17 protein-coding genes and 1 tRNA gene are annotated in these 19,820 nt (G+C 69.4%); 15 read left to right on the top strand and 3 right to left on the bottom strand.

From position 1 onward, the window contains the following. Window positions 1-22 precede the first annotated feature (22 nt). The 6 genes from ACIQD6_RS23730 to ACIQD6_RS23705 all read left to right on the top strand — a co-directional run bounded on the left by ACIQD6_RS23730 (window position 23) and on the right by ACIQD6_RS23705 (window position 7,661). Window positions 23-1,048 (top strand): ABC transporter substrate-binding protein, encoded by a 1,026-nt coding sequence (locus ACIQD6_RS23730; protein WP_401885373.1) that lies wholly within the window; start codon window positions 23-25, stop codon window positions 1,046-1,048. A gap of 143 nt (window positions 1,049-1,191) precedes the next feature. Further along, a complete protein-coding gene (locus ACIQD6_RS23725; RefSeq protein ID WP_401885589.1) occupies window positions 1,192-2,052 on the top strand; it encodes a siderophore-interacting protein in 861 nt (286 codons plus the stop codon). Window positions 2,053-2,406: 354 nt separating this feature from the next. Further along, the gene (locus tag ACIQD6_RS23720; protein WP_401885371.1) at window positions 2,407-3,849 is read left to right on the top strand and encodes a pyridoxal phosphate-dependent decarboxylase family protein; all 1,443 of its coding nucleotides are present in this window, start codon (window positions 2,407-2,409) and stop codon (window positions 3,847-3,849) included. 85 nt (window positions 3,850-3,934) lie between these two features. Then, window positions 3,935-5,221, top strand: coding sequence for a lysine N(6)-hydroxylase/L-ornithine N(5)-oxygenase family protein (locus ACIQD6_RS23715; RefSeq protein WP_401885587.1), 1,287 nt, complete (start codon window positions 3,935-3,937; stop codon window positions 5,219-5,221). After that, the gene (locus ACIQD6_RS23710; RefSeq protein WP_401885368.1) at window positions 5,218-5,805 is read left to right on the top strand and encodes a GNAT family N-acetyltransferase; all 588 of its coding nucleotides are present in this window, start codon (window positions 5,218-5,220) and stop codon (window positions 5,803-5,805) included. Before ACIQD6_RS23715 ends, ACIQD6_RS23710 begins: the two co-directional genes overlap by 4 nt. Beyond that, the gene (locus tag ACIQD6_RS23705; protein ID WP_401885366.1) at window positions 5,802-7,661 is read left to right on the top strand and encodes an IucA/IucC family protein; all 1,860 of its coding nucleotides are present in this window, start codon (window positions 5,802-5,804) and stop codon (window positions 7,659-7,661) included. The genes ACIQD6_RS23710 and ACIQD6_RS23705 overlap by 4 nt, the downstream gene beginning before the upstream one ends. A gap of 255 nt (window positions 7,662-7,916) precedes the next feature. Here ACIQD6_RS23705 and ACIQD6_RS23700 read toward each other — a convergent pair whose 3' ends face one another. Further along, window positions 7,917-9,635: a beta-N-acetylhexosaminidase gene (locus ACIQD6_RS23700; RefSeq protein WP_401885584.1), complete on the bottom strand. Its 1,719-nt coding sequence runs from the start codon at window positions 9,633-9,635 to the stop codon at window positions 7,917-7,919. 197 nt (window positions 9,636-9,832) lie between these two features. On the opposite strand from ACIQD6_RS23700, the gene ACIQD6_RS23695 reads away from it, so the two are divergent. From ACIQD6_RS23695 to glmS, 3 genes are all read left to right on the top strand, one after another. Then, a complete protein-coding gene (locus ACIQD6_RS23695; RefSeq protein ID WP_401885363.1) occupies window positions 9,833-10,780 on the top strand; it encodes a DUF4429 domain-containing protein in 948 nt (315 codons plus the stop codon). Between the two features lie 142 nt (window positions 10,781-10,922). After that, entirely contained in the window at window positions 10,923-11,198 is a 276-nt protein-coding gene (locus tag ACIQD6_RS23690) for a hypothetical protein (RefSeq protein ID WP_401885360.1), read from the top strand. Between the two features lie 55 nt (window positions 11,199-11,253). Then, on the top strand, window positions 11,254-13,083 hold the full coding sequence (glmS, locus tag ACIQD6_RS23685) for a glutamine--fructose-6-phosphate transaminase (isomerizing) (protein ID WP_401885358.1): 1,830 nt from the start codon (window positions 11,254-11,256) through the stop codon (window positions 13,081-13,083). A 154-nt stretch (window positions 13,084-13,237) separates the two neighbouring features. Here glmS and ACIQD6_RS23680 read toward each other — a convergent pair whose 3' ends face one another. Further along, a complete protein-coding gene (locus tag ACIQD6_RS23680; protein WP_401885356.1) occupies window positions 13,238-13,759 on the bottom strand; it encodes a universal stress protein in 522 nt (173 codons plus the stop codon). Window positions 13,760-14,862: 1,103 nt separating this feature from the next. On the opposite strand from ACIQD6_RS23680, the gene ACIQD6_RS23675 reads away from it, so the two are divergent. The 3 genes from ACIQD6_RS23675 to ACIQD6_RS23665 all read left to right on the top strand — a co-directional run bounded on the left by ACIQD6_RS23675 (window position 14,863) and on the right by ACIQD6_RS23665 (window position 16,897). Next, on the top strand, window positions 14,863-16,083 hold the full coding sequence (locus ACIQD6_RS23675; protein WP_401885354.1) for a GlxA family transcriptional regulator: 1,221 nt from the start codon (window positions 14,863-14,865) through the stop codon (window positions 16,081-16,083). A 10-nt stretch (window positions 16,084-16,093) separates the two neighbouring features. Next, the gene (gene orn / locus ACIQD6_RS23670) at window positions 16,094-16,696 is read left to right on the top strand and encodes an oligoribonuclease (protein WP_401885352.1); all 603 of its coding nucleotides are present in this window, start codon (window positions 16,094-16,096) and stop codon (window positions 16,694-16,696) included. A gap of 128 nt (window positions 16,697-16,824) precedes the next feature. After that, window positions 16,825-16,897: transfer RNA gene (locus tag ACIQD6_RS23665), tRNA-His, on the top strand. Window positions 16,898-17,215: 318 nt separating this feature from the next. Here the strand turns inward: ACIQD6_RS23665 and ACIQD6_RS23660 are convergent. Continuing rightward, on the bottom strand, window positions 17,216-18,034 hold the full coding sequence (locus ACIQD6_RS23660; RefSeq protein ID WP_401885350.1) for a class I SAM-dependent methyltransferase: 819 nt from the start codon (window positions 18,032-18,034) through the stop codon (window positions 17,216-17,218). A gap of 53 nt (window positions 18,035-18,087) precedes the next feature. Between ACIQD6_RS23660 and ACIQD6_RS23655 the strand changes: the two genes are divergently transcribed. From ACIQD6_RS23655 to ACIQD6_RS23645, 3 genes are all read left to right on the top strand, one after another. Next, the gene (locus ACIQD6_RS23655; RefSeq protein ID WP_401885349.1) at window positions 18,088-18,807 is read left to right on the top strand and encodes a GntR family transcriptional regulator; all 720 of its coding nucleotides are present in this window, start codon (window positions 18,088-18,090) and stop codon (window positions 18,805-18,807) included. Window positions 18,808-18,959: 152 nt separating this feature from the next. Beyond that, window positions 18,960-19,313, top strand: a complete 354-nt coding sequence (locus ACIQD6_RS23650; protein ID WP_401885348.1) for a DUF6415 family natural product biosynthesis protein — start codon at window positions 18,960-18,962, stop codon at window positions 19,311-19,313. Further along, window positions 19,310-19,789 (top strand): hypothetical protein, encoded by a 480-nt coding sequence (locus ACIQD6_RS23645; RefSeq protein ID WP_401885346.1) that lies wholly within the window; start codon window positions 19,310-19,312, stop codon window positions 19,787-19,789. The genes ACIQD6_RS23650 and ACIQD6_RS23645 overlap by 4 nt, the downstream gene beginning before the upstream one ends. Window positions 19,790-19,820: the final 31 nt, after the last annotated feature.

Raw genomic sequence — 19,820 nt, 5'->3', positions numbered from 1 at the left:
GTACGTAGGAAGCGGACGCCTCATGCCCAACGCCCGAGTATCCCCTCTCACCCGTCGCGGTCTGCTCGCCGCCGGTGGCGCCGTGGGCCTCGGTGCCGCAGTCGCCGCCTGCGGCGGCAGTGACGCGAAGAGCGGCTCGGGCAACGGTACCGGGAAGACGGGCCCGTGGCCCTTCAAGGACGACCGCGGTACGACCGTGAAGACCGACAGCACTCCCGAGAACATCGTCGCCTTCACCGGCACGGCCGCCGCGCTGCACGACTTCGGGGTCGAGGTGACGGGCGTCTTCGGGCCGACGAGGACCAAGGACGGCAAACCCGACGTCCAGGCCGGCGACCTCGACATCGACAAGGTCGAGATACTCGGCAACGCCTGGGGCGAGTTCAACGTCGAGAAGTACGCGGCCCTCGCCCCCGACCTGCTGGTCACCGCGCAGTGGGTGGAGGGTGATCTCTGGTACGTGCCGGACCAGTCCAAGGACAAGATCCTCCAACTGGCCCCGAGCGTGGCCCTCCAGGCGGCCGGGACCACCGTCCCCAAGGCGATCCGGCGCCACGCGGAGCTGGCCGAGTCCCTCGGCGCCGGCCTCGGGGCGAAAAAGGTCACGGACGCCAAGGCCCGCTTCGAGAAGGCCGCCGAGCGACTGCGCCAGGCGGCCAAGTCGAAGCCCGACATCAAGGTCCTGATCGGCTCGGCCAGTCAGGACCTCCTCTACGTCTCCCTCGCGAAGATGTCCGCCGACACGCTCTACTTCCAGGAACTGGGCGTGCGGTTCATCCACCCCAAGGTGAACGCGCAGGGCTTCTTCGAGGAGCTGAGCTGGGAGAACGCGGGCAAGTACGGCGCCGACATCATCATGATGGACAACCGGTCCTCGGCCCTCCAGCCCGCGGCGCTCGCGTCCAGGCCGACGTGGAAGCGGCTGCCGGCCGTCACGGCGGGCCAGGTCATCTCCCGTACCACCGAACCAATCTTCTCGTACGACAAGTGCGCCCCGATTCTGGACGATCTGGCCCAGGCCATCGAAACCGCGAAGAAGGTGAGCTGACACCCATGAAGACGGCTGAGACCGCCCCGCCGAGGACAGCCCCGAAGACGGCCGCGACCGCGCCGTCGGACACCTCCAAGACGTCGAGAACGCCGAGGACCGTGCGGACCGCACGGACGACGGCGCCCGTACAGGCGTCGAAAATGACGTCGGCGACCGCGGCGAAAACGGCGCCGCCGACGGCCGGGACCGCCCCGTTCCGCTTCTTCTCCCTCCAGGTCGCACGGACACGGCGGCTCGGCCCGTCCATGGTCCGCGTCACCTTCGGGGGCGAGAAGCTCGCCGGTTTCGACGCCGGTGGCCGGGACCAGAGCCTCTCCCTCTTCCTCCCGCATCCCGGCCAGTCCGCACCCGTCGTCCCCATCGAGAAGGGCGACGGCTGGTGGGCCGCCTGGCGTGAACTGCCGGACGACGTACGGGCCGTGATGCGCTCGTACACCCTGCGCGAGCAGCGCCGCGACCCGGACGAGATCGACATCGACTTCGCGCTGCACGCCGACGGCGGCCCGGCGTGCCGCTGGGCCGGACAGGCGGCGCCCGGCGACCGGGTGCTGGTCCTGGGGCCGGCCGTCGCGGACAACACCGCCGTACGGTTCCGGCCGCCGGCCGACGCCGACTCCGTGCTGATCTGGGCCGACGAGACGGCACTGCCCGCCGCGTCCGCGATCCTGGAGTGGCTGCCCGCCGGGCTGAAGGCCGATGTGTGGCTCGAAGTGCCGCACTCCGACGACCGGCAGCCGCTGTACACCGCCGCCGACGCCAGGATCACCTGGCTGGTACGGGAGGAGGGCGCGCCGTCGGCCCTGGACGCGGTGCGCGCCACGGAGCCGCGCGGCTCCGCCCCGTACGCCTGGATCGCCGGTGAGTCCGGGACCGTCAAGGAACTGCGCCGTCACCTCGTGCGGGAGCGCGAGTTGGACCGCCGCCGTGTGACGTTCGTCGGCTACTGGCGGCGCGGGGTCAGCGAGGAAGAGCTACGGGCCGCGGCGGCGAAGGCCGCGTAGAAGCGACGCCCGCACAGGACCGACGCCCGCATAAGCCCGACCGGATCCGGGCAGGTGCGTACGCGCCCCGCGCACGCACGCCCCACCAGGCGCGCACGCCCGCCCGGCCAAGCGCATACGCACGCCCCACCACGTACGCGCACAGCGACAGAAGCGGCACGCAACGGAACCGCCGTGGGCGGACGCACCGCGACGGACACCCCGTCACGGATCCGCCCCCGGGGGACGAGAACTGACGCGCCGCCACATTGCGGGGTTACTTAGGTTAGGCTAACCTAACCGAGGTCGCGCGCTCGTTCCTGTGTCCTGTCCTGAGGCGTGCGACGAAACCCCCACTTCCCGGGAGGACCTTGCATGCGTGCGCACCTGCTCAACGACGCTACGGCGGAGCGCTACCGGCGTTCCGTGACCGAAGGGGTCGAGCGGGTGGCGGCCAAACTCGCCACGACCAGACAGCCGTTCACCGGAGTCACGCCGGACGCCCTGGCACCGGTGGTCTCCGCCGTCGACCTGGACCGGCCGCTGGGCGATGCCTCGGCCGCTCTCGACGAACTGGAAGATGTCTATCTGCGGGACGCCGTCTACTTCCACCACCCCCGTTACCTCGCCCATCTCAACTGCCCGGTCGTCATACCCGCCGTCGTCGGCGAAGCCGTGCTCTCCGCCGTCAACTCCTCGATCGACACCTGGGACCAGAGCGCCGGCGGCACCCTGATCGAACGCCGCCTGATCGACTGGACCGCGCAGCGGATCGGCCTCGGCGAGTCCGCCGACGGCGTCTTCACCAGCGGCGGTACGCAGTCCAACCTCCAGGCCCTGCTGCTCGCCCGTGAGGAGGCCAAAGCCGACGAGCTGACGAAAATGCGCGTATTCGCCTCCGCGTGCAGCCACTTCAGCGTGCAGAAGTCGGCCACCCTCCTCGGGCTCGGCCCCGACGCCGTCGTCTCCATCCCCTGCGACCGCGACAAGCGGATGCAGACCGTCGCGCTCGCCGCCGAGCTCCAGCGCTGCCGCGACGAGGGCCTGACCCCGATGGCCGTCGTCGCCACCGCGGGCACCACCGACTTCGGTTCCATCGACCCGCTGCCGGAGATCGGCGCGCTCTGCGCCCAGTTCGGCACCTGGCTGCACGTCGACGCGGCGTACGGCTGCGGGCTGCTGGCCTCCACCACCCGCCGCTCGCTCCTCGACGGCATCGAGAACGCCGACTCCGTCACCGTCGACTATCACAAGTCCTTCTTCCAGCCGGTGAGTTCCTCGGCCCTGCTGGTACGGGACCGGGCCACGCTGCGCCACGCCACCTACCACGCGGACTACCTCAACCCGCGCCGGACGGTCGAGGAGCGCATCCCCAACCAGGTCGACAAGTCCCTCCAGACCACCCGCCGCTTCGACGCCCTCAAACTGTGGATGACCCTGCGCGTCATGGGCGCCGACGGCATCGGGGAGCTGTTCGACGAGGTCTGCGACCTGGCCCAGGAGGGCTGGCAGCTGCTCGCCGCCGACCCGCGCTTCGATGTCGTCGTACAGCCCCAGCTCTCCACGCTGGTCTTCCGGTACGTCCCCGAGCGCATCACCAGCCCCGCCGAGATCGACCGCGCCAACCTCCAGGCCCGCAAGTCCCTGTTCGCGTCCGGCGAGGCCGTGGTGGCCGGGACGAGCGTCGACGGCCGGCAGTACCTCAAGTTCACCCTGCTCAACCCCGAGACAACGGTGAAGGACATCGCCGCCGTCCTCGACCTCATCGCCGGCCACGCCGAGCAGTACCTGGGAGAGAACCTTGTCCACGCTTCCTGATCGCAGAGAGCGCGCCGATCGCACCGATCCGACTGAGCGCACCGATCGCGCCGATCGCACCGACCGGACCGAGCCGTACGACTTCATCGGCATCGGACTCGGTCCGTTCAACCTGGGACTCGCCTGTCTGACCGAGCCGATCGACGAACTCGACGGTGTCTTCCTGGAGTCGAAACCGGACTTCGAATGGCACTCGGGCATGTTCCTCGAAGGCGCCCACCTCCAGACGCCCTTCCTCTCCGACCTGGTCACCCTGGCGGACCCGACCTCGCCGTACTCCTTCCTCAACTACCTGAAGGAATCGGGGCGGCTGTACTCGTTCTACATCCGCGAGAACTTCTATCCGCTGCGGACCGAGTACAACGACTACTGCCGCTGGGCCGCCGCCAAACTCTCCAGCGTGCGCTTCAACCGGACGGTGGCCTCCGTCAGTTACGAGGACGACACCGAGCTGTACGTCGTCCGTACCGAGGACGAGACGTACCGCGCCCGCCACCTGGTGCTCGGCACCGGCACCCCGCCGTACGTCCCCGAGTCCTGCCAGGGGCTCGGCGGTGACTTCCTGCACAACTCCCGCTATCTGCAAGGGAAGGCGGAGCTCCAGAAAAAGGACTCCATCACCCTCGTCGGCAGCGGGCAGAGCGCGGCGGAGATCTACTACGACCTGCTCTCCGACATCGATGACCACGGCTACCGGCTCAACTGGATCACCCGGTCGCCGCGCTTCTTCCCGCTCGAATACACCAAACTGACGCTGGAGATGACCTCCCCGGAGTACATCGACTACTTCCACGCGCTGCCGGAGGCGACCCGCTACCGGCTGGAGTCGGGGCAGAAGGGTCTCTTCAAGGGCATCGACTCGGATCTGATCAACGAGATCTTCGACCTGCTCTACCTGAAGAACCTCAAGGGCCCGGTGCAGACCAGGCTCATGGCCAACACCGCGCTGACGTCCGCCACCTACGACGAAGGCGCGTCGGGCGACGGCGCGTCGGGGCAGGGCACGTACACGCTGGGGCTGCGCCAGGAGGAGCAGGGACAGGACTTCTCGCTCACCACCCAGGGCCTGGTCCTCGCGACCGGCTACAAATACGTCACCCCCGCGTTCCTGGAGCCGGTCGAGGGGCGGATCCGCCGGGACGGGCAGGGCCGCTTCGACGTCGCCCGCAACTACAGCATCGACACCACAGGGCGCGGGATCTTCCTCCAGAACGCCGGCGTGCACACGCACAGCATCACCTCGCCGGACCTGGGCATGGGCCCGTACCGCAACGCGTACATCATCGGCGAGCTGCTGGGGCGCGCGTACTACCAGGTCGAGAAGGCCATCGCGTTCCAGGAGTTCGCCGCCCCGGAAGGCACTGTCGTATGACCAAGCCCACGAGCGGGATCCTCTTCTCGCGTACCGACGAGCGGCTCGGCCGGTTCGAGGTCCGCGCCGTCGACCCCTTCTCCGACGTCGAGCTGCTGCACGGCTGGGTCACCCACCCCAAAGCCGCGTACTGGCTGATGCAGGGAGCCTCGCTGCCGGACATCGAGCGGGAGTACTTGGGGATCGCCGCGGCCGGGAACCACGACGCCTTCATCGGGCTGCACGAAGGGCGGCCGGCCTTCCTGATCGAGCGCTACAACCCGGCGGAGGTGGAGCTGAAGGGGCTGTACGACCCGGAGCCCGGCGATATCGGGATGCACTTCCTGGTCGCCCAGGTCCCCGAGTCGAAGCGGCTGCACGGCTTCACCCGCGCCGTGATCACCACGGTGATGGAGCTGCTCTTCGACGATCCCTCGGTACGGCGCGTGGTCGTCGAGCCCGATGTACGCAACACCGCCGTGCACGCCCTGAACGAGGCGGTCGGCTTCCGGATCGTGGAAAAGATCGAGAAGCCCGAGAAGGACGCCTACCTGAGCGTCTGTACGCGCGAGATGTTCCTGGCCTCACAAGGAGTCGCCCGATGAGCCGCCCCGCCACCTCCCCCCACGCCCCGGCCGACCTCACCGCCCCGGCCTCTACACGCATCGGTACCGGCATCGGTATCGGCGAGAGCGTCTCCCACCTGAACCCCGCTCTCTGGGAACAGGCAGGGAGGCTGCTCATACGAAAAGCACTCGCCGAGTTCTCCCACGAACGCCTGCTGGCCCCCGAGTCCCTGGGCGGGGACCGCTACCGCGTCCGCAGCGACGACGACACGACCGAATACCGCTTCACCGCACGGCGGTTCGCCCTGGAGCACTGGCAGGTGTCCGCCGAGTCCATCCAGCGCCACCGCGGCGACACCGAACTGGGCCTGGACGCGCTGGAGTTCTTCATCGAACTGCGCGACGCCCTGGGGCTGTCCGCCAAGATCCTGCCGGTCTACCTGGAGGAGATCTCCTCCACCCTGGCCAGCACCGCGTACAAACTGACCAAGAAGCCGGTCACCTCGGCGGAACTGGCCACCGCCGGATTCCAGGAGATCGAGACGGGGATGACCGAGGGCCACCCCTGCTTCGTCGCCAACAACGGCCGGCTGGGCTTCGGCGTGGACGAGTACCGCGCGTACGCCCCGGAGACCGGCAACGGGATCCGGCTGATCTGGCTCGCGGCCCGCCGCGACCGCGCCACCTTCACCGCGGGCGCCGGACTCGACTACGCCTCGCTGATCCGCGAGGAGCTGTCCGACGGGACCCTGGATCGGTTCGACGCGACCCTGCGCGGCCAGGGCCTCGACCCGGACGGCTACTACCTGATCCCGGTGCACCCCTGGCAGTGGTGGAACAAACTGTCCGTCACCTTCGCCGCCGAGCTGGCCCAGCGCCATCTGGTCTGCCTGGGCGAGGGCGAGGACAGCTATCTGGCGCAGCAGTCGATCCGTACCTTCTTCAACACGAGCGACCCGGCCAAGCACTACGTCAAAACCGCGCTGTCGGTCCTCAACATGGGCTTCATGCGCGGGCTCTCCGCCTCGTACATGGAAGCCACGCCCGCGATCAACGACTGGCTCGCGAGCCTGATCGAGGGCGACGAGCGGCTGCGGGCGGTCCGCTTCTCGATCATCCGGGAGCGGGCGGCCATCGGCTACCACCACCGGCAGTACGAGGCCGCCACCGAGAAGGGCTCCCCATACCTGAAAATGCTGGCCGCGCTCTGGCGGGAGAGCCCGGTCCCCTCGCTCCAGGGCCGGGAGCGGCTCGCCACGATGGCGTCGCTGCTGCACACCGACCGGGAGGGCGCGTCCTTCGCGGGCGCGCTGATCGCCGAGTCCGGGCTGGACCCGGCCGACTGGCTGCGCCGCTACCTGGACGCCTACCTCGTGCCGGTGCTGCACTCCTTCTTCGCGTACGACCTGGTGTTCATGCCGCACGGCGAGAACGTCATCCTCGTCCTGGAGGACGGTGTCGTACAGCGGGCGATCTTCAAGGACATCGCCGAGGAGATAGCGGTGATGGACCCGCACGCGGTGCTGCCGCCGGCGGTCGAGCGCATCCGCGCGGACGTTCCGGAGGACATGAAGGCGCTGTCGATCTTCACCGATGTCTTCGACTGCTTCTTCCGCTTCCTGAGCTCGTCGCTCGCTTCGGACGGGGTGCTGGAGGAGGAGACGTTCTGGCGGACGGTCGCCGAGTGTGTCCGGGGCTACCAGGAGTCGGTGCCGCAACTGGCGCAAAAATTCCGGCAGTACGACCTGTTCGCCGGGGAGTTCGCGCACTCCTGCCTCAACCGGCTCCAGCTGCGCAACAACGAGCAGATGGTCGACCTCCAGGACCCGGCGGGCGCGCTCCAGATGGCGGGCACGCTGGACAACCCGATCGCGCGGTTCGCCGCCGGGTCCTGAACCCGGCGGGTCCCCGGACCGGACCCGGCGCCCCCGGACCGGACCCGGCGGGTCCCCGGTCCTGTCCGAGGCCGTCCTGAATCGGGAGAGTCTCCCAGTCCTGTCCGGCGTCCCGGCCGCGAGGTCGCGGGTACGGTCCCTGTCGCGGTCGCGGCCCAGTGACGCCGGACGGTCGGCGGGCGTCGGGGGTTTGGCAGAGCCCCCGACGCCCGCCCTTTTCGGTCTGCCTGTTCGGTCTACGTACCGGGCGGCCCGCTACCTGCCGGAGCCACCGGCCGGCCAGGGCACCAGCGGCGAGCGGTAGTAGTCGATCCCGAGCGCCGTCAGCCGTGGCCCCTGGGCCGCCAGCCGCGTTTTGTACGTGTCCCAGTCGTGCGTGGCGGCCGGCGACCAGCCCAGCTCCGCCACTCCCGGCAGCCGCGGGAACGCCATGAACTCCAGCTGATCGCTCGTCGCGAGCGTCTCGGTCCAGAGCGGCGCCTCCACGCCGAGGACCGCGTCCGCGGGCACCCCGGAGCCGGCGAGATAGGTCGCCGGGTTCCAGTCGTACGAACGGTCCACCTCGGTGTAACCGGCCCAGGCCTGGCCCAGTTCGGTGTTCTTGTCGTACTTCATATCGAGGTACACGCGGTCCGCCGGGGACAGGATCAGCCCAGTGCCCTTCTTCGCCGCGTCCGCCACCTGCGCGCGGTCGGCGTCGCTCGTGGCGTCGTACCCCCAGTACTGGGCGACGGCACCCTTCACCGGAGTGGCCCCGGTGAGCTGATGCCAGCCGACGACGGTCTTCCCGTACTTCCGGACGGCGGCCTGCGCCCGGTCCATGAAGGTCACATAGTCGGCATGGCTGGTGGCGTGCGCCTCGTCACCGCCGATGTGGAGGTACTTCCCGGGCGTGAGGGCGGCGATCTCACGGACGACGTCGTCCACGAAGTCGTACGTCACCTCCTTCGGCGCGCACAGCGAGCTGAAGCCGACCTCGGTGCCGGTGTAGAGCGGGGGCGCGACGCCATCGCAGTTCAGCTCGGGATACGAGGCGAGGGCGGCGTTGGTGTGGCCCGGCATGTCGATCTCCGGGATGACCTCCAGGTGGCGGGAGCCGGCGTAGCGCACGAGGTCGCGGTACTGGTCCTTGGTGTAGTAGCCGCCGGGACCGCCGCCGACCTGGGTGGAACCGCCGTACGTGGCCAGCTTGGGCCAGGAGTCGATGGCGATGCGCCAGCCCTGGTCGTCGGAGAGGTGCAGATGCAGCTTGTTGATCTTGTAGAGCGCCAACTGGTCGATGTAGAGCTTGACCTGGTCCACCGACAGGAAGTGCCGGGAGACATCGAGCATGGCGCCCCGGTAGGCGTAGCGCGGGGTGTCCGTGATGGTGCCGCCGGCGACCGTCCAGGGGCCGGGCTGTTCGCCGCGCTTCTCCACCGAGGCGGGCAGCAGCTGGCGCAGGGTCTGGACGCCGTGGAAGAGCCCGGCGGCCTCGCGGGCGGTGAGCGTGACTCCGGCGCGGCCGGACTCCAGGCGGTAGCCCTCCGCGCCCAGGCTCCGGTCGCCGGCGCCGAGGCGCAGCCGGATACCGGAACCGGTGGTTGTGCTGTGGGCCGTGCTTGGGCCCGCGTCCGTACGGCGGTCGGTGACCGGCAGGGCGTAACCGGTCGAGGGCCGCAGCAGACCGGCCAGGTAGGAGCCGATCCGCCGGGCCTCGCGCGCGTCATCACGGGAGGCCCCTTCGACCAGGATCCGGGTCTTCGCGGTGAGGGCGTACGGCGCTCCGCCCGGCTGAACCCGCGCCGGGGCGGGGACGACCTGATCGAGCGGGCGGGCGCCGGTGCCGCCACTGCCTCCGCCACCGGAGCCGGGCTGCGGCGCGGCTCCGATGCTGGAGATACCGGCCGTCACGACGAGCAGCAGCGAACCGAACAGAAGGGGAACGCTGCCGCGCCGCCCCGGTTTGCGCCGTCTCAGGGGGTGCCGTCTCAACTGGTGCTGGCTCAGGGGGTGCTGACTCACACGGTTCTCCCTCAAGGCTGTCCCTTCGGCGGGTTCTCACTTGTGATGCCATGCGACCGTGGTGCCGGGCGGCCGAACACCCCCATAGGACCCGCGCGCCCCACCCACGGTCAAGGTGTAGACCAATTTCCAGCCGGAGGCGGCCTGGCTGATGGAAGAATCCCCGCATGGCGGAAATCATCCAGAAAGACGGCACCTGGACCTTCGACGGGGACACGGTCCGCATCGTGCCCGGCACGGACAAAGGCGTCAGTCTGCTCCGCAGGACACTCGGCGAAGTCGCCGTGCCGCTGGGCGCGTTGGCCGGGATCTCCTTCGAGGCGGGACGGAAGTCGGGGCGGCTGCGGCTGCGCCTGCGCGACGGCGCCGACCCGCTGCTCCAGATCACCGGCGGCAAGCTGAACGACGGCTCCGACCCGTACCGGCTGACCGTGGAGAAGGACCGCTCGGGCGTCGCCGAGTACCTCGTCGACGAGGTGCGCAACGCTCTGCTGCTCGACCAGGTGGAGTCCGGGCCCGTCGACCACTATCTGCTGCCGGGGCCCGCCCTGCCGATCACCGCGGGCGCGGGGGACGCGACGGTCACCTTCGACGGGGAACGGATCAGGCTGGAGTGGAACTGGAAGACCGAGGAGTCCAAGACCTCGGGCGGCCCCAGGACCCTCGCGCTCGCCGACGTGGAGGCGGTGGAGTGGCTGCCCAGCGCCGGCCTGGAGAACGGCTATCTGCGCTTCCTGGTGAGCCGGGCGCCCGCCTCGACCCCGGCGAAGCACGATCCGCACGCGGTGGAGCTGTGGGGATTCAAGAAGGACCCGCTGATGGCACTGGTCGGGGCCGCGGTGGTGGCCCGGATGCCGCATCCGTACGCGACGGGCGCCCCGCCGACGACGGATTCCCCGCCGAAGTCGCTCGCGCCACAGACGGCGGCCACCGCGGAACCCGCGCCACCCGCGCCCGCCCCTCCGCCTGCGCCCGCCCCCGCCCCGGTGAGCGGCGAGGACCATGACGTCCTGCTGCGCCGTCTGCGGGAGCTGGGCGAGCTGCATCAGGCGGGGATCCTCACCGCCGAGGAGTTCGCCACCGCCAAGCAGGCCGTCCTCAAGCGCCTGGCCTGAGCGCGGCTCCCACCGGAACTGAGCACAGCTCTCGCAAGGCCTGCGTACAGTTTTCGCCCTTTCGGCGGCTGATAAGGGCGACTCTTGCCCGATTACGGGCAGATTTCTTGCAAACCCCCTCGCATACCCTCAATATCAACGAGTGCTCGAACGCCGCTCGTCGTACGACGACCTCATCGACCATCTGGTCCGCAGCACCGCGCTCCAGCGCGGTGAGGCCGCCCGGGTGGTACTCGACGTGCTGGCGTACTTCGACGAGACGACCGAGGAATTCGTCCGCCGCCGCCACCGGGAGATGCAGTCCGGTGGCGCCACGAACGCGGAGATCTTCGAGCGGATCGCGGCCGAACTGCCGCACCGCGCGGTGGCACCTCCGGAGCTCTCGCTCCGGCAGCTGCGCCGCATCGTCTACGGCTGAGGCACCCGCCGGACCGGCCGGGCACACACCGTGAACCAGGAGGGGCAGAAACTGTATGTGCGGAATCGTCGGATACATCGGAAAGCGTGATGTGGCTCCACTGCTGCTGGAAGGCCTGCAGCGGCTCGAATACCGGGGTTACGACTCCGCCGGCCTGGTCATCACCGGCAAGCCGGCCGCGGGCAAGGCCGCCACGCTGAAGATGGTCAAGGCCAAGGGCCGGGTCCGCGAGCTGGAGGCCCGCGTTCCGAAGCGTTTCGCCGGCACCACCGGTATCGCGCACACCCGCTGGGCCACCCATGGCGCCCCGAGCGACGAGAACGCGCACCCGCACATGGACCCGACGGGCAAGGTCGCGGTCGTCCACAACGGCATCATCGACAACGCCTCCGAGCTGCGGGTCAAGCTGACGGCGGACGGCGTGGAGTTCCTCTCCGAGACCGACACCGAGGTGCTGACCCACCTGATCGCCCGCTCCCAGGGCCCGACCCTGGAGGAGAAGGTCCGCCAGGCGCTCCAGCTGATCGACGGCACGTACGGCATCGCCGTGATGCACGCCGATTTCGCGGACCGTATCGTCGTCGCCCGCAACGGCTCCCCGGTCGTCCTCGGCATCGGCGAGAAGGAGATGTTCGTCGCCTCCGACGTGGCGGCGCTGGTCTCCCACACTCGCCAGGTCGTGACTCTCGACGACGGCGAGATGGCCACCCTCAAGGCCGACGACTTCCGTACGTACACGACCGAGGGTTCGCGCACCTCGGCCACGCCGACCACCGTCGAGTGGGAGGCCGAGTCGTACGACATGGGCGGCCACGACACGTACATGCACAAGGAGATCTCGGAACAGGCCGATGCCGTGGACCGGGTGCTGCGCGGCCGGATCGACGACCGGTTCTCCACCGTGCGCCTGGGCGGCCTCAACCTGGACGCCCGCGAGGCGCGCGGGGTGCGCCGTATCAAGATCCTCGGCTGCGGCACCTCGTACCACGCGGGGCTCATCGGCGCGCAGCTGATCGAGGAGCTGGCGCGGATCCCGGCGGACGCCGAGCCCGCCTCCGAGTTCCGCTACCGCAACCCGGTCGTGGACCCCGACACGCTCTATGTCGCGGTGTCCCAGTCCGGTGAGACGTACGACGTGCTCGCGGCCGTGCAGGAGCTGAAGCGCAAGGGCGCGCGCGTGCTGGGCGTGGTGAACGTGGTCGGCTCGGCGATCGCCCGGGAGACCGACGGCGGGGTGTACGTGCACGCGGGCCCGGAGGTCTGCGTCGTCTCCACCAAGTGCTTCACCAACACGGTGGTCTCCTTCGCGCTGCTCGCGCTGCACCTGGGCCGTATCCGCGACCTGTCCGTCGCCGACGGCAAGCGGATCATCGACGGGCTGCGCAGACTGCCCGCCCAGATCGCCGAGATCCTGGCGACGGAGGACGCGATCGCGAAGCTGGCCGGGGAGTACGCGCAGGCATCCTCGATGATGTTCATCGGCCGGGTGCGTGGCTATCCGGTGGCGTTGGAGGCCTCGTTGAAGCTCAAGGAGATCTCGTACATCCACGCCGAGGCCTACCCCGCATCGGAGTTGAAGCACGGCCCGCTCGCGCTGATCGAGCCGGCGCTGCCGACGGTCGCGATCGTCCCGGACGACGATCTGCTGGAGAAGAACCGCGCGGCGCTGGAGGAGATCAAGGCCCGCAGCGGTCCGATCCTGGCGGTGGCGCACCAGCCGCAGGAGAAGGCCGATCACACGATCGTGGTACCGAAGAACGAGACCGAACTTGACGCGATCCTGATGGGCATCCCGCTCCAACTGCTGGCGTACCACACGGCGCTGGCGCTGGGCCGGGACATCGACAAGCCGCGTAACCTCGCGAAGTCCGTCACGGTCGAGTAGCCGCGCGCCCGTCCCGCTCACGCGAGAAGCGCCTCCCGTATGTGCCGCCCGACGGCACGCGGGAGGCGCTTCTCGCGTTCGCCACGTACCTTCACGCGGGCGCGGACTGGCGTTGTCCGCCCGGGGATTGACGTGTACTCAGAAGCGGTCTCGGTTACGGGATGACCACGACGGGCCGCTGCGCGCGGCGCGCGAGCCGACCCGCCACCGAGCCGAAGATCCGCCCGACGATGCCGTGCGTGGACCCGACGACGATGGCGTCGGCGCAGTACTCCTCGCCGACCTCTTCGAGTTCGTGGCAGATGTCGCCGCCGCGCTCGACCAGGATCCACGGCACCTCGGCGAGGTAGTCCGCGCAGGCCAGCTCCAGACCGAGCACCTCGGTCCGGTGGTCCGGTACGTCCACGAAGACAGGGGGCTCACAGCCCGCCCAGACCGTGGTCGGCAGGCGGTTGGCGACATGGACGATGATCAGGCCGGAGCCCAGCCGCTTGGCCATGCCAATGGCATAGGCGAGGGCCCGCTCACTGGAGGTCGAGCCGTCGAAGCCGACCACCACTCCGTGCCGGAAGGCGGGATCGCAGGAAGCGCGCGTCTGTTCCGCCGCTTGCAGGTCCGACAAGGGATCGGCTACCTGCTTGCGGTCTGCGGGTTCAGGGATTTCGTGACCGGCCATCGGTGTCTCGGCGGAAGAGGTCCTCTTGGGAAGGAACAACAAGGGGCGTGACGGGGGGAGCTGTGTCCGGGAATCATCTTCCCAACCCCATACCCCAAAGGGTACGGCGACACTCCTCTCATGCCCACAGCCGGCCGCCCCACACTCGGCGTTCCAGGGAGCATGCACGAGGGCGCTCCGGATGGCAATGCCGGATGGCATCTACAGCTGTCCTGGGAACGGCCCCAAAGGGACCGGACGGCTCCGCTCCCCGTCGGCCCTCGGTCACGTCACGACCCCTCGGGGAGCCCCCGCGCCCGCACCACGGACCGCTCAGGCCCCTGCCGACGCCCTGGGGCACGGGGGTCGGGGAGAATGCCGGGAGAGGGCCCGCCGGCCCGGCACGGCCCCCGCCGTGCCCGCCGCGCTCGCCGCGCGGCCCGCGCCGGGCTCGGCGGGCGGGATGGCCCACCGGGCGGCCGCCCGGCCGTCCGCTGGTCCGTGAGACCCTCCCGGCGCCGGGAGGCGGCACAGCCGCGGCGGATTTTGGACCCGCCGCCGCGGCGGCGGCCCGCGGGCCGCCGCCGGACGGCTCCGGCCGGACCATCACGCGAGGGGGTAGCTATGTACGGAACGTACGGATCGTCCGGAAGCCGGCGGTGCCGGGATGACCACCTCTGTGACCAAGGGGCGCGTTACGGCTCGCGCGTGCGGGAAAGTAGTGCGCCGGGAGATTGGGGGCTTCACACCGACGCACCCATCACTTTTCAGCCAACTTCGGCCTAGGGGCCAACCCTTGGCGAAATGGCCTGCCAACCCCCTTGCCACCAGGGAAGAAAGGACCACTACGGCCTTCCGCACCCTACGGGGACGGGCCATGCATGCGAGGCCCACTTCCCCTCCAGGCCCGCGAGTGGAACGCTTCGTGATCGAATGCTTCGCGCCAAGTTGCCTTGTCGACATAGCGGCGGATGGAGAACTTGTCACGCCGACACCACGGAACACAGTAGATTCGATCATGAGTATCGAAGGCTGGGGACCCGTGCAAAACCGAGGGGAATCGTGCAGGAGCGAGAGGCCCGACAAGAACGGGGAGACGCGAACACCGAGGGGGGCTTAGCGCCATGAGCCAGGACTCCACTGCCGCACCGGAGTCGGTACGGAAGCTTTCCGGGCGCCGTCGCCGGGAAGTTGTCGCCGTGCTGCTTTTCAGCGGCGGCCCCATCTTCGAGAGCTCCATCCCGCTCTCCGTGTTCGGAATCGACCGCCAGGACGCCGGGGTTCCCCGCTATCGCCTGCTCGTCTGCGCCGGGGAGGACGGTCCGCTGCGCACCACCGGCGGACTCGAACTCACCGCGCCGTACGGCCTGGAGGCGATCAGCAGGGCAGGCACGGTGGTCGTACCGGCCTGGCGGTCGATCACTTCACCGCCACCACCGGAAGCGCTGGACGCTCTACGCCGGGCGCATGAGGAGGGCGCGAGGATTGTCGGTCTGTGCACCGGCGCGTTCGTGCTCGCCGCGGCCGGACTGCTGGACGGCCGCCCGGCCACCACGCATTGGATGTACGCGCCGACGCTCGCGAAGCGCTATCCGTCCGTGCATGTCGATCCGCGCGAGCTGTTCGTCGACGACGGTGACGTGCTCACCTCCGCCGGCACAGCGGCCGGAATCGATCTGTGCCTCCACATAGTCCGGACGGATCACGGCGCGGAGGCCGCGGGAGCACTCGCCCGCAGGCTGGTCGTGCCACCGCGGCGCAGTGGCGGCCAGGAACGCTATCTGGACAGGTCTTTACCAGAGGAGATCGGCTCCGACCCGCTCGCAGAGGTCGTGGCCTGGGCACTGGAGCATCTGCACGAGCAGTTCGACGTGGAGACGCTCGCCGCCCGCGCGTACATGAGCCGGCGCACGTTCGACCGGCGGTTCCGCTCGCTCACCGGGAGCGCGCCGCTCCAGTGGCTGATCACTCAGCGGGTGCTCCAGGCACAGCGGCTGCTGGAGACCTCCGACTACTCGGTCGACGAGGTCGCCGGCCGCTGCGGCTTCCGCTCCCCGGTGGCACTGCGCGGGCACTTCCGGCGCCAGCTGGGCTCCTCCCCCGCGGCCTACCGGTCCGCCTACCGGGCCAGGCGCCCGCAGGGCGAGCCGATGCCGCCGGGGGTCATGGAGTCGGTCGTGCCGGCCCAGGCCTCCCCGCACTCCAGGCGGGCGGCCGCGGCCTCCAGCACGTCCGGCCACGCGTCCGCCTCGGCGCCGGTCCCGGAGCACAACAAGTCCGGAACAGACATGTACGCGACAGGTCCGAGCCGTCCTAGTCTGCCCGGTCAACGGAGCGCCCCGTAGGGTGACCCGTATGAACGATCGAATGGTGTGGATCGACTGCGAGATGACCGGGCTCTCGCTGACGGACGACGCACTCATCGAGGTGGCCGCACTGGTCACCGACTCGGAGCTGAACGTGCTCGGCGATGGGGTGGACGTCGTGATCCGCCCGCCGGACGCGGCGCTGGAGACGATGCCCGAGGTGGTGCGGCAGATGCACACCGCCTCGGGCCTCCTCGACGAGCTGGCCGGCGGAACCACGCTGGCGGCCGCCGAGGAGCAGGTCCTGGCGTACGTACGCCAGCACGTCAAGGAGCCGGGCAAGGCGCCGCTGTGCGGCAACACGGTCGGCACCGACCGCGGCTTCCTGCTGCGTGACATGCCGGCGCTGGAGGGCCACCTCCACTACCGCATCGTCGATGTCTCCTCGGTCAAGGAACTGGCCCGCCGCTGGTACCCGCGGGCCTACTTCAACAGCCCGGAGAAGAACGGCAACCACCGCGCACTGGCGGACATCCGCGAATCCATCGCGGAGCTGCGCTACTACCGCGAAGCGGTCTTCGTGCCCCAGCCGGGCCCGGACTCGGACACGGCCAAGCAGATCGCCGCGAAGCACGTGCTGCGCGCGGAATAAGGGCCCGGCCGGGGCCCGGGACCGACCGGGGTGGCGCCCGGCCGGTCCCGCGTCAACGGGGGCGCGAGCACCCTCGCGGACCCTGTACACTTTTTCTCGGCCGGTCAGGAAAAAGACCGGCTCGCGTGGTGGGTATAGCTCAGCTGGTAGAGCACCTGGTTGTGGTCCAGGATGTCGCGGGTTCAAGTCCCGTTACTCACCCTTCGATGATCGTCCCCGGTCCGGGCTTCTGGACCGGGGACGATCTTTTTGCGTGGCGCGGGGTCGCCGTGTCGCCGTCCGGCGGGGGTGCGGGTGCGGTGCGGTTTGTGGTGGGTGAGGGGCCCCGGGCCCAGCCAACAATGCACCCCGCCCCGCGCCGTCCGGCGACACCGCCCCCGCCGGACGGCGAACGCGCACCTCTTACGACGAGGCCCGCACCATCGCCCGCCCCATCTCCTCGATCGACTGAACAAGCACTGCGCCCCCAGCTCAGCCTTCGCGGGCTGCGCTGGGGGCGCAGTCGTCATGTCCAGGTCCCTATGCCATTGGCCGTCGCCCCACGGCGAGCAGGTGTGAATTGGCGGCCAGCAGCTCTGGGTAAGGCTCGGCCATCCGGGCAGCCGCCAGGGCAGATTCGAAGAGGCTGGTCTCAGCAGCAGACTCACCAGTGTGCTGCTCAACTGCTTTTAGCAGTGCCCATGTCGGCCCTTCGATGCCGAAGACGGCCGCGCCCTCGAAGCCTGCGGCGCCGACCTCTTCGCGCAGCTCTTCGCCCCGATGGAAGTAGGCCCGCGTGAACCCCTTCTTTCCGTCGTGCATCGCACTCGCCAAGATCTTGCCGATCGACGTCTGGAGCCGGTCGACGTTCAGATGCGCGAGTGCTGTGTGCTCGAACAGGCTGGAGTACCGGTTGATCGCGGCCGCTGCGACGATGCCGCCGGGCCTCACCACGCGGTATGCCTCGGCGAGCGCCTGGTGCCGGTCGGCAGCATCGGTCAGATGGTAGAGCGGCCCCAGCACCAGGGCCACGTCGTAGGAGGAATCCTCGGCCGTCAGCTGTCGTGCGTCCCCCAGCTCAACGGTGCAGCCCGAGTCCTTTGCCTGTTCGATGTGCCGAAGGATCGGGTCGACCAGGTGCACGATGTAGCCGGCCTCCACGAGCCAGCGCGCGTGAGCTCCCGGGCCACCTCCGACATCAAGGATGCGGGCAGGCGCGGGCGGGAGGTATCGCTGCAGCAACTCCTTGGTACGCAGCATCTCCAGACGCCCGTCTGCCGACATGGTCAGCCGGCCGGCTTCATCGATGGTGTCCGAGTAGAAGGTGACGATCTCCGGCGCTAGCTCAGGGGTGGACATGGCAGCATTCTGAGTGCTAGCCGGTTGACCAGTCCAGTGATCGGATATGTCCTATGCCTCTGTTGAAATACGAGCAGATCACGGAGAGCCTGCGCACTCGGATCGCCGACGGTGAGTTCGGGCCCGGTGATCTTCTTCCGTCTGGCCGCGACCTCAGCGAGCAGTGGGGCGTCTCGCGGGCCACGGTCGTCAAGGCCATGGATGTGCTGCGGAACGACGGCCTCGTCATCGCCAGGCAGGGCACCGGGTTCGCCGTTGCCGAGACTCCAGTGGCCCGGCCGGCTGGGCAGCGACGGGCGGGGTCCAGCCGAGTGTCCGGCGGCGCGCCGTACCGGCGCCTTGGCGCCCCAGACCGTTCGGTGCCACCGCAGCACGTGGTCGATGCCCTCGGACTCAAGCCGGGTGAGGAGGCATTGCGCAGGGTCCGGCTGCTTCTGCTGGATGACGGCTCCCCGCACACCCTGGTGAGCGCCTGGTTCCCGGCATCGATCGCCGATGCATGCCCGAGGCTGGCCCACAGGGGCGCGATCACCGAGGGCACCACGCACTATGTCAGGCGCGAAACCGGGCTTTTCCCAGTGGAGGGCACAGACATCACGACGGTGCGTCAGGCCACGGCCGAGGAGGCGCACCACTTGAATGTGGATTCGTCAGCAGCTGTGGCTGTAGTGCTGCATGTGGCGTGTGACCGGGATCATCGGGCGCTGGTGTGCGAAGAAGGCGTAACGCCGTCACACCTGTACGAGAGGGTCGACACCTACCCAATGGTGTAAGGGATTCCCATCGGCACTTGACTGGACCGGTCCACCGGTCCAATCTCTAGGTGTGCAGAACGGACTGCCTGTCGGCCAACTTCGTCCTGCCCACTCATCAGCCGAGTACGGGCCCGCCCCGGGCCCGCAAAGGACAAGCGGTGCATGCTGCGATGAAGCCCCGACCAAGCCCCGACGATTCGTCCCGCGTCGACACCCGCGCCATCAACGTGGACTGTGATCAGGCGCTGGCCCCCTACCAGGGCCCACTGTCGATGACCGTGATCATGGACCGGACAGACCGGTTACAAGCACACCTGGACCTCCTGGTGTCACTCATCCGGAAGACATCGGCCGACGCCCGCGGCCTGATCGTGAACCGAGCCTTGCGCGACGCCGAAGACCTGACGGCCAAGGATGCGGAGTCGGAACCGCTCACAGCCTGGGTCCACATGCGCGCCCTCGCTCGAACGGTCCGCCTCCTCTGTCTGCACCGCGCTCCTTGCACCCCAAGGAGCCGACCATGACACACACCGGCCGCCGGACTGAGGCCACCGCCATCTCGCAATGGCTGACGTCCACCACCCGCCATCCGGAGATCGCCGAACAGGACTGGGCGGCCGGACGCCCGGCCATCCTGCGGACCGGGATCATCTACGACGCCATCCGCATGCCCATGGAGTTGGTGCACGCCGCCGTCTGGAGCACCGTCCCGAACGTCGTAGGCGGCGCACTGGCCGAGGTCCTCGACGGCCCCGTGGTCTGCCACCCCGGCCGGTGGTACTACGCCCTGGTGCCACCCGGGACGTGCGAAGTATGGCGGTCCCCGGTGGCCGTGGCCCGCGGTCAGGCCGCCATCACCGCCGTCGGCTTCATCCCCCGGCCCGCGATGTGGGTCGGCCCGAGCGACACCAGCATCCCCGTCGCGGCCGGCTGCGAGCACTCCCCGCCCGGCCCGGAGGGATCGTGCACCGGCGACTGCTCCAACACCGGCCCGAACTGACGATGCCCTGGCTCCGTTCCCCCCCCACGGC

Source organism: Streptomyces sp. NPDC088400, assembly GCF_044753355.1.
Taxonomy (GTDB): Bacteria; Actinomycetota; Actinomycetes; order Streptomycetales; family Streptomycetaceae; genus Streptomyces.
This window is presented reverse-complemented; position numbering and strand designations above follow the sequence as displayed.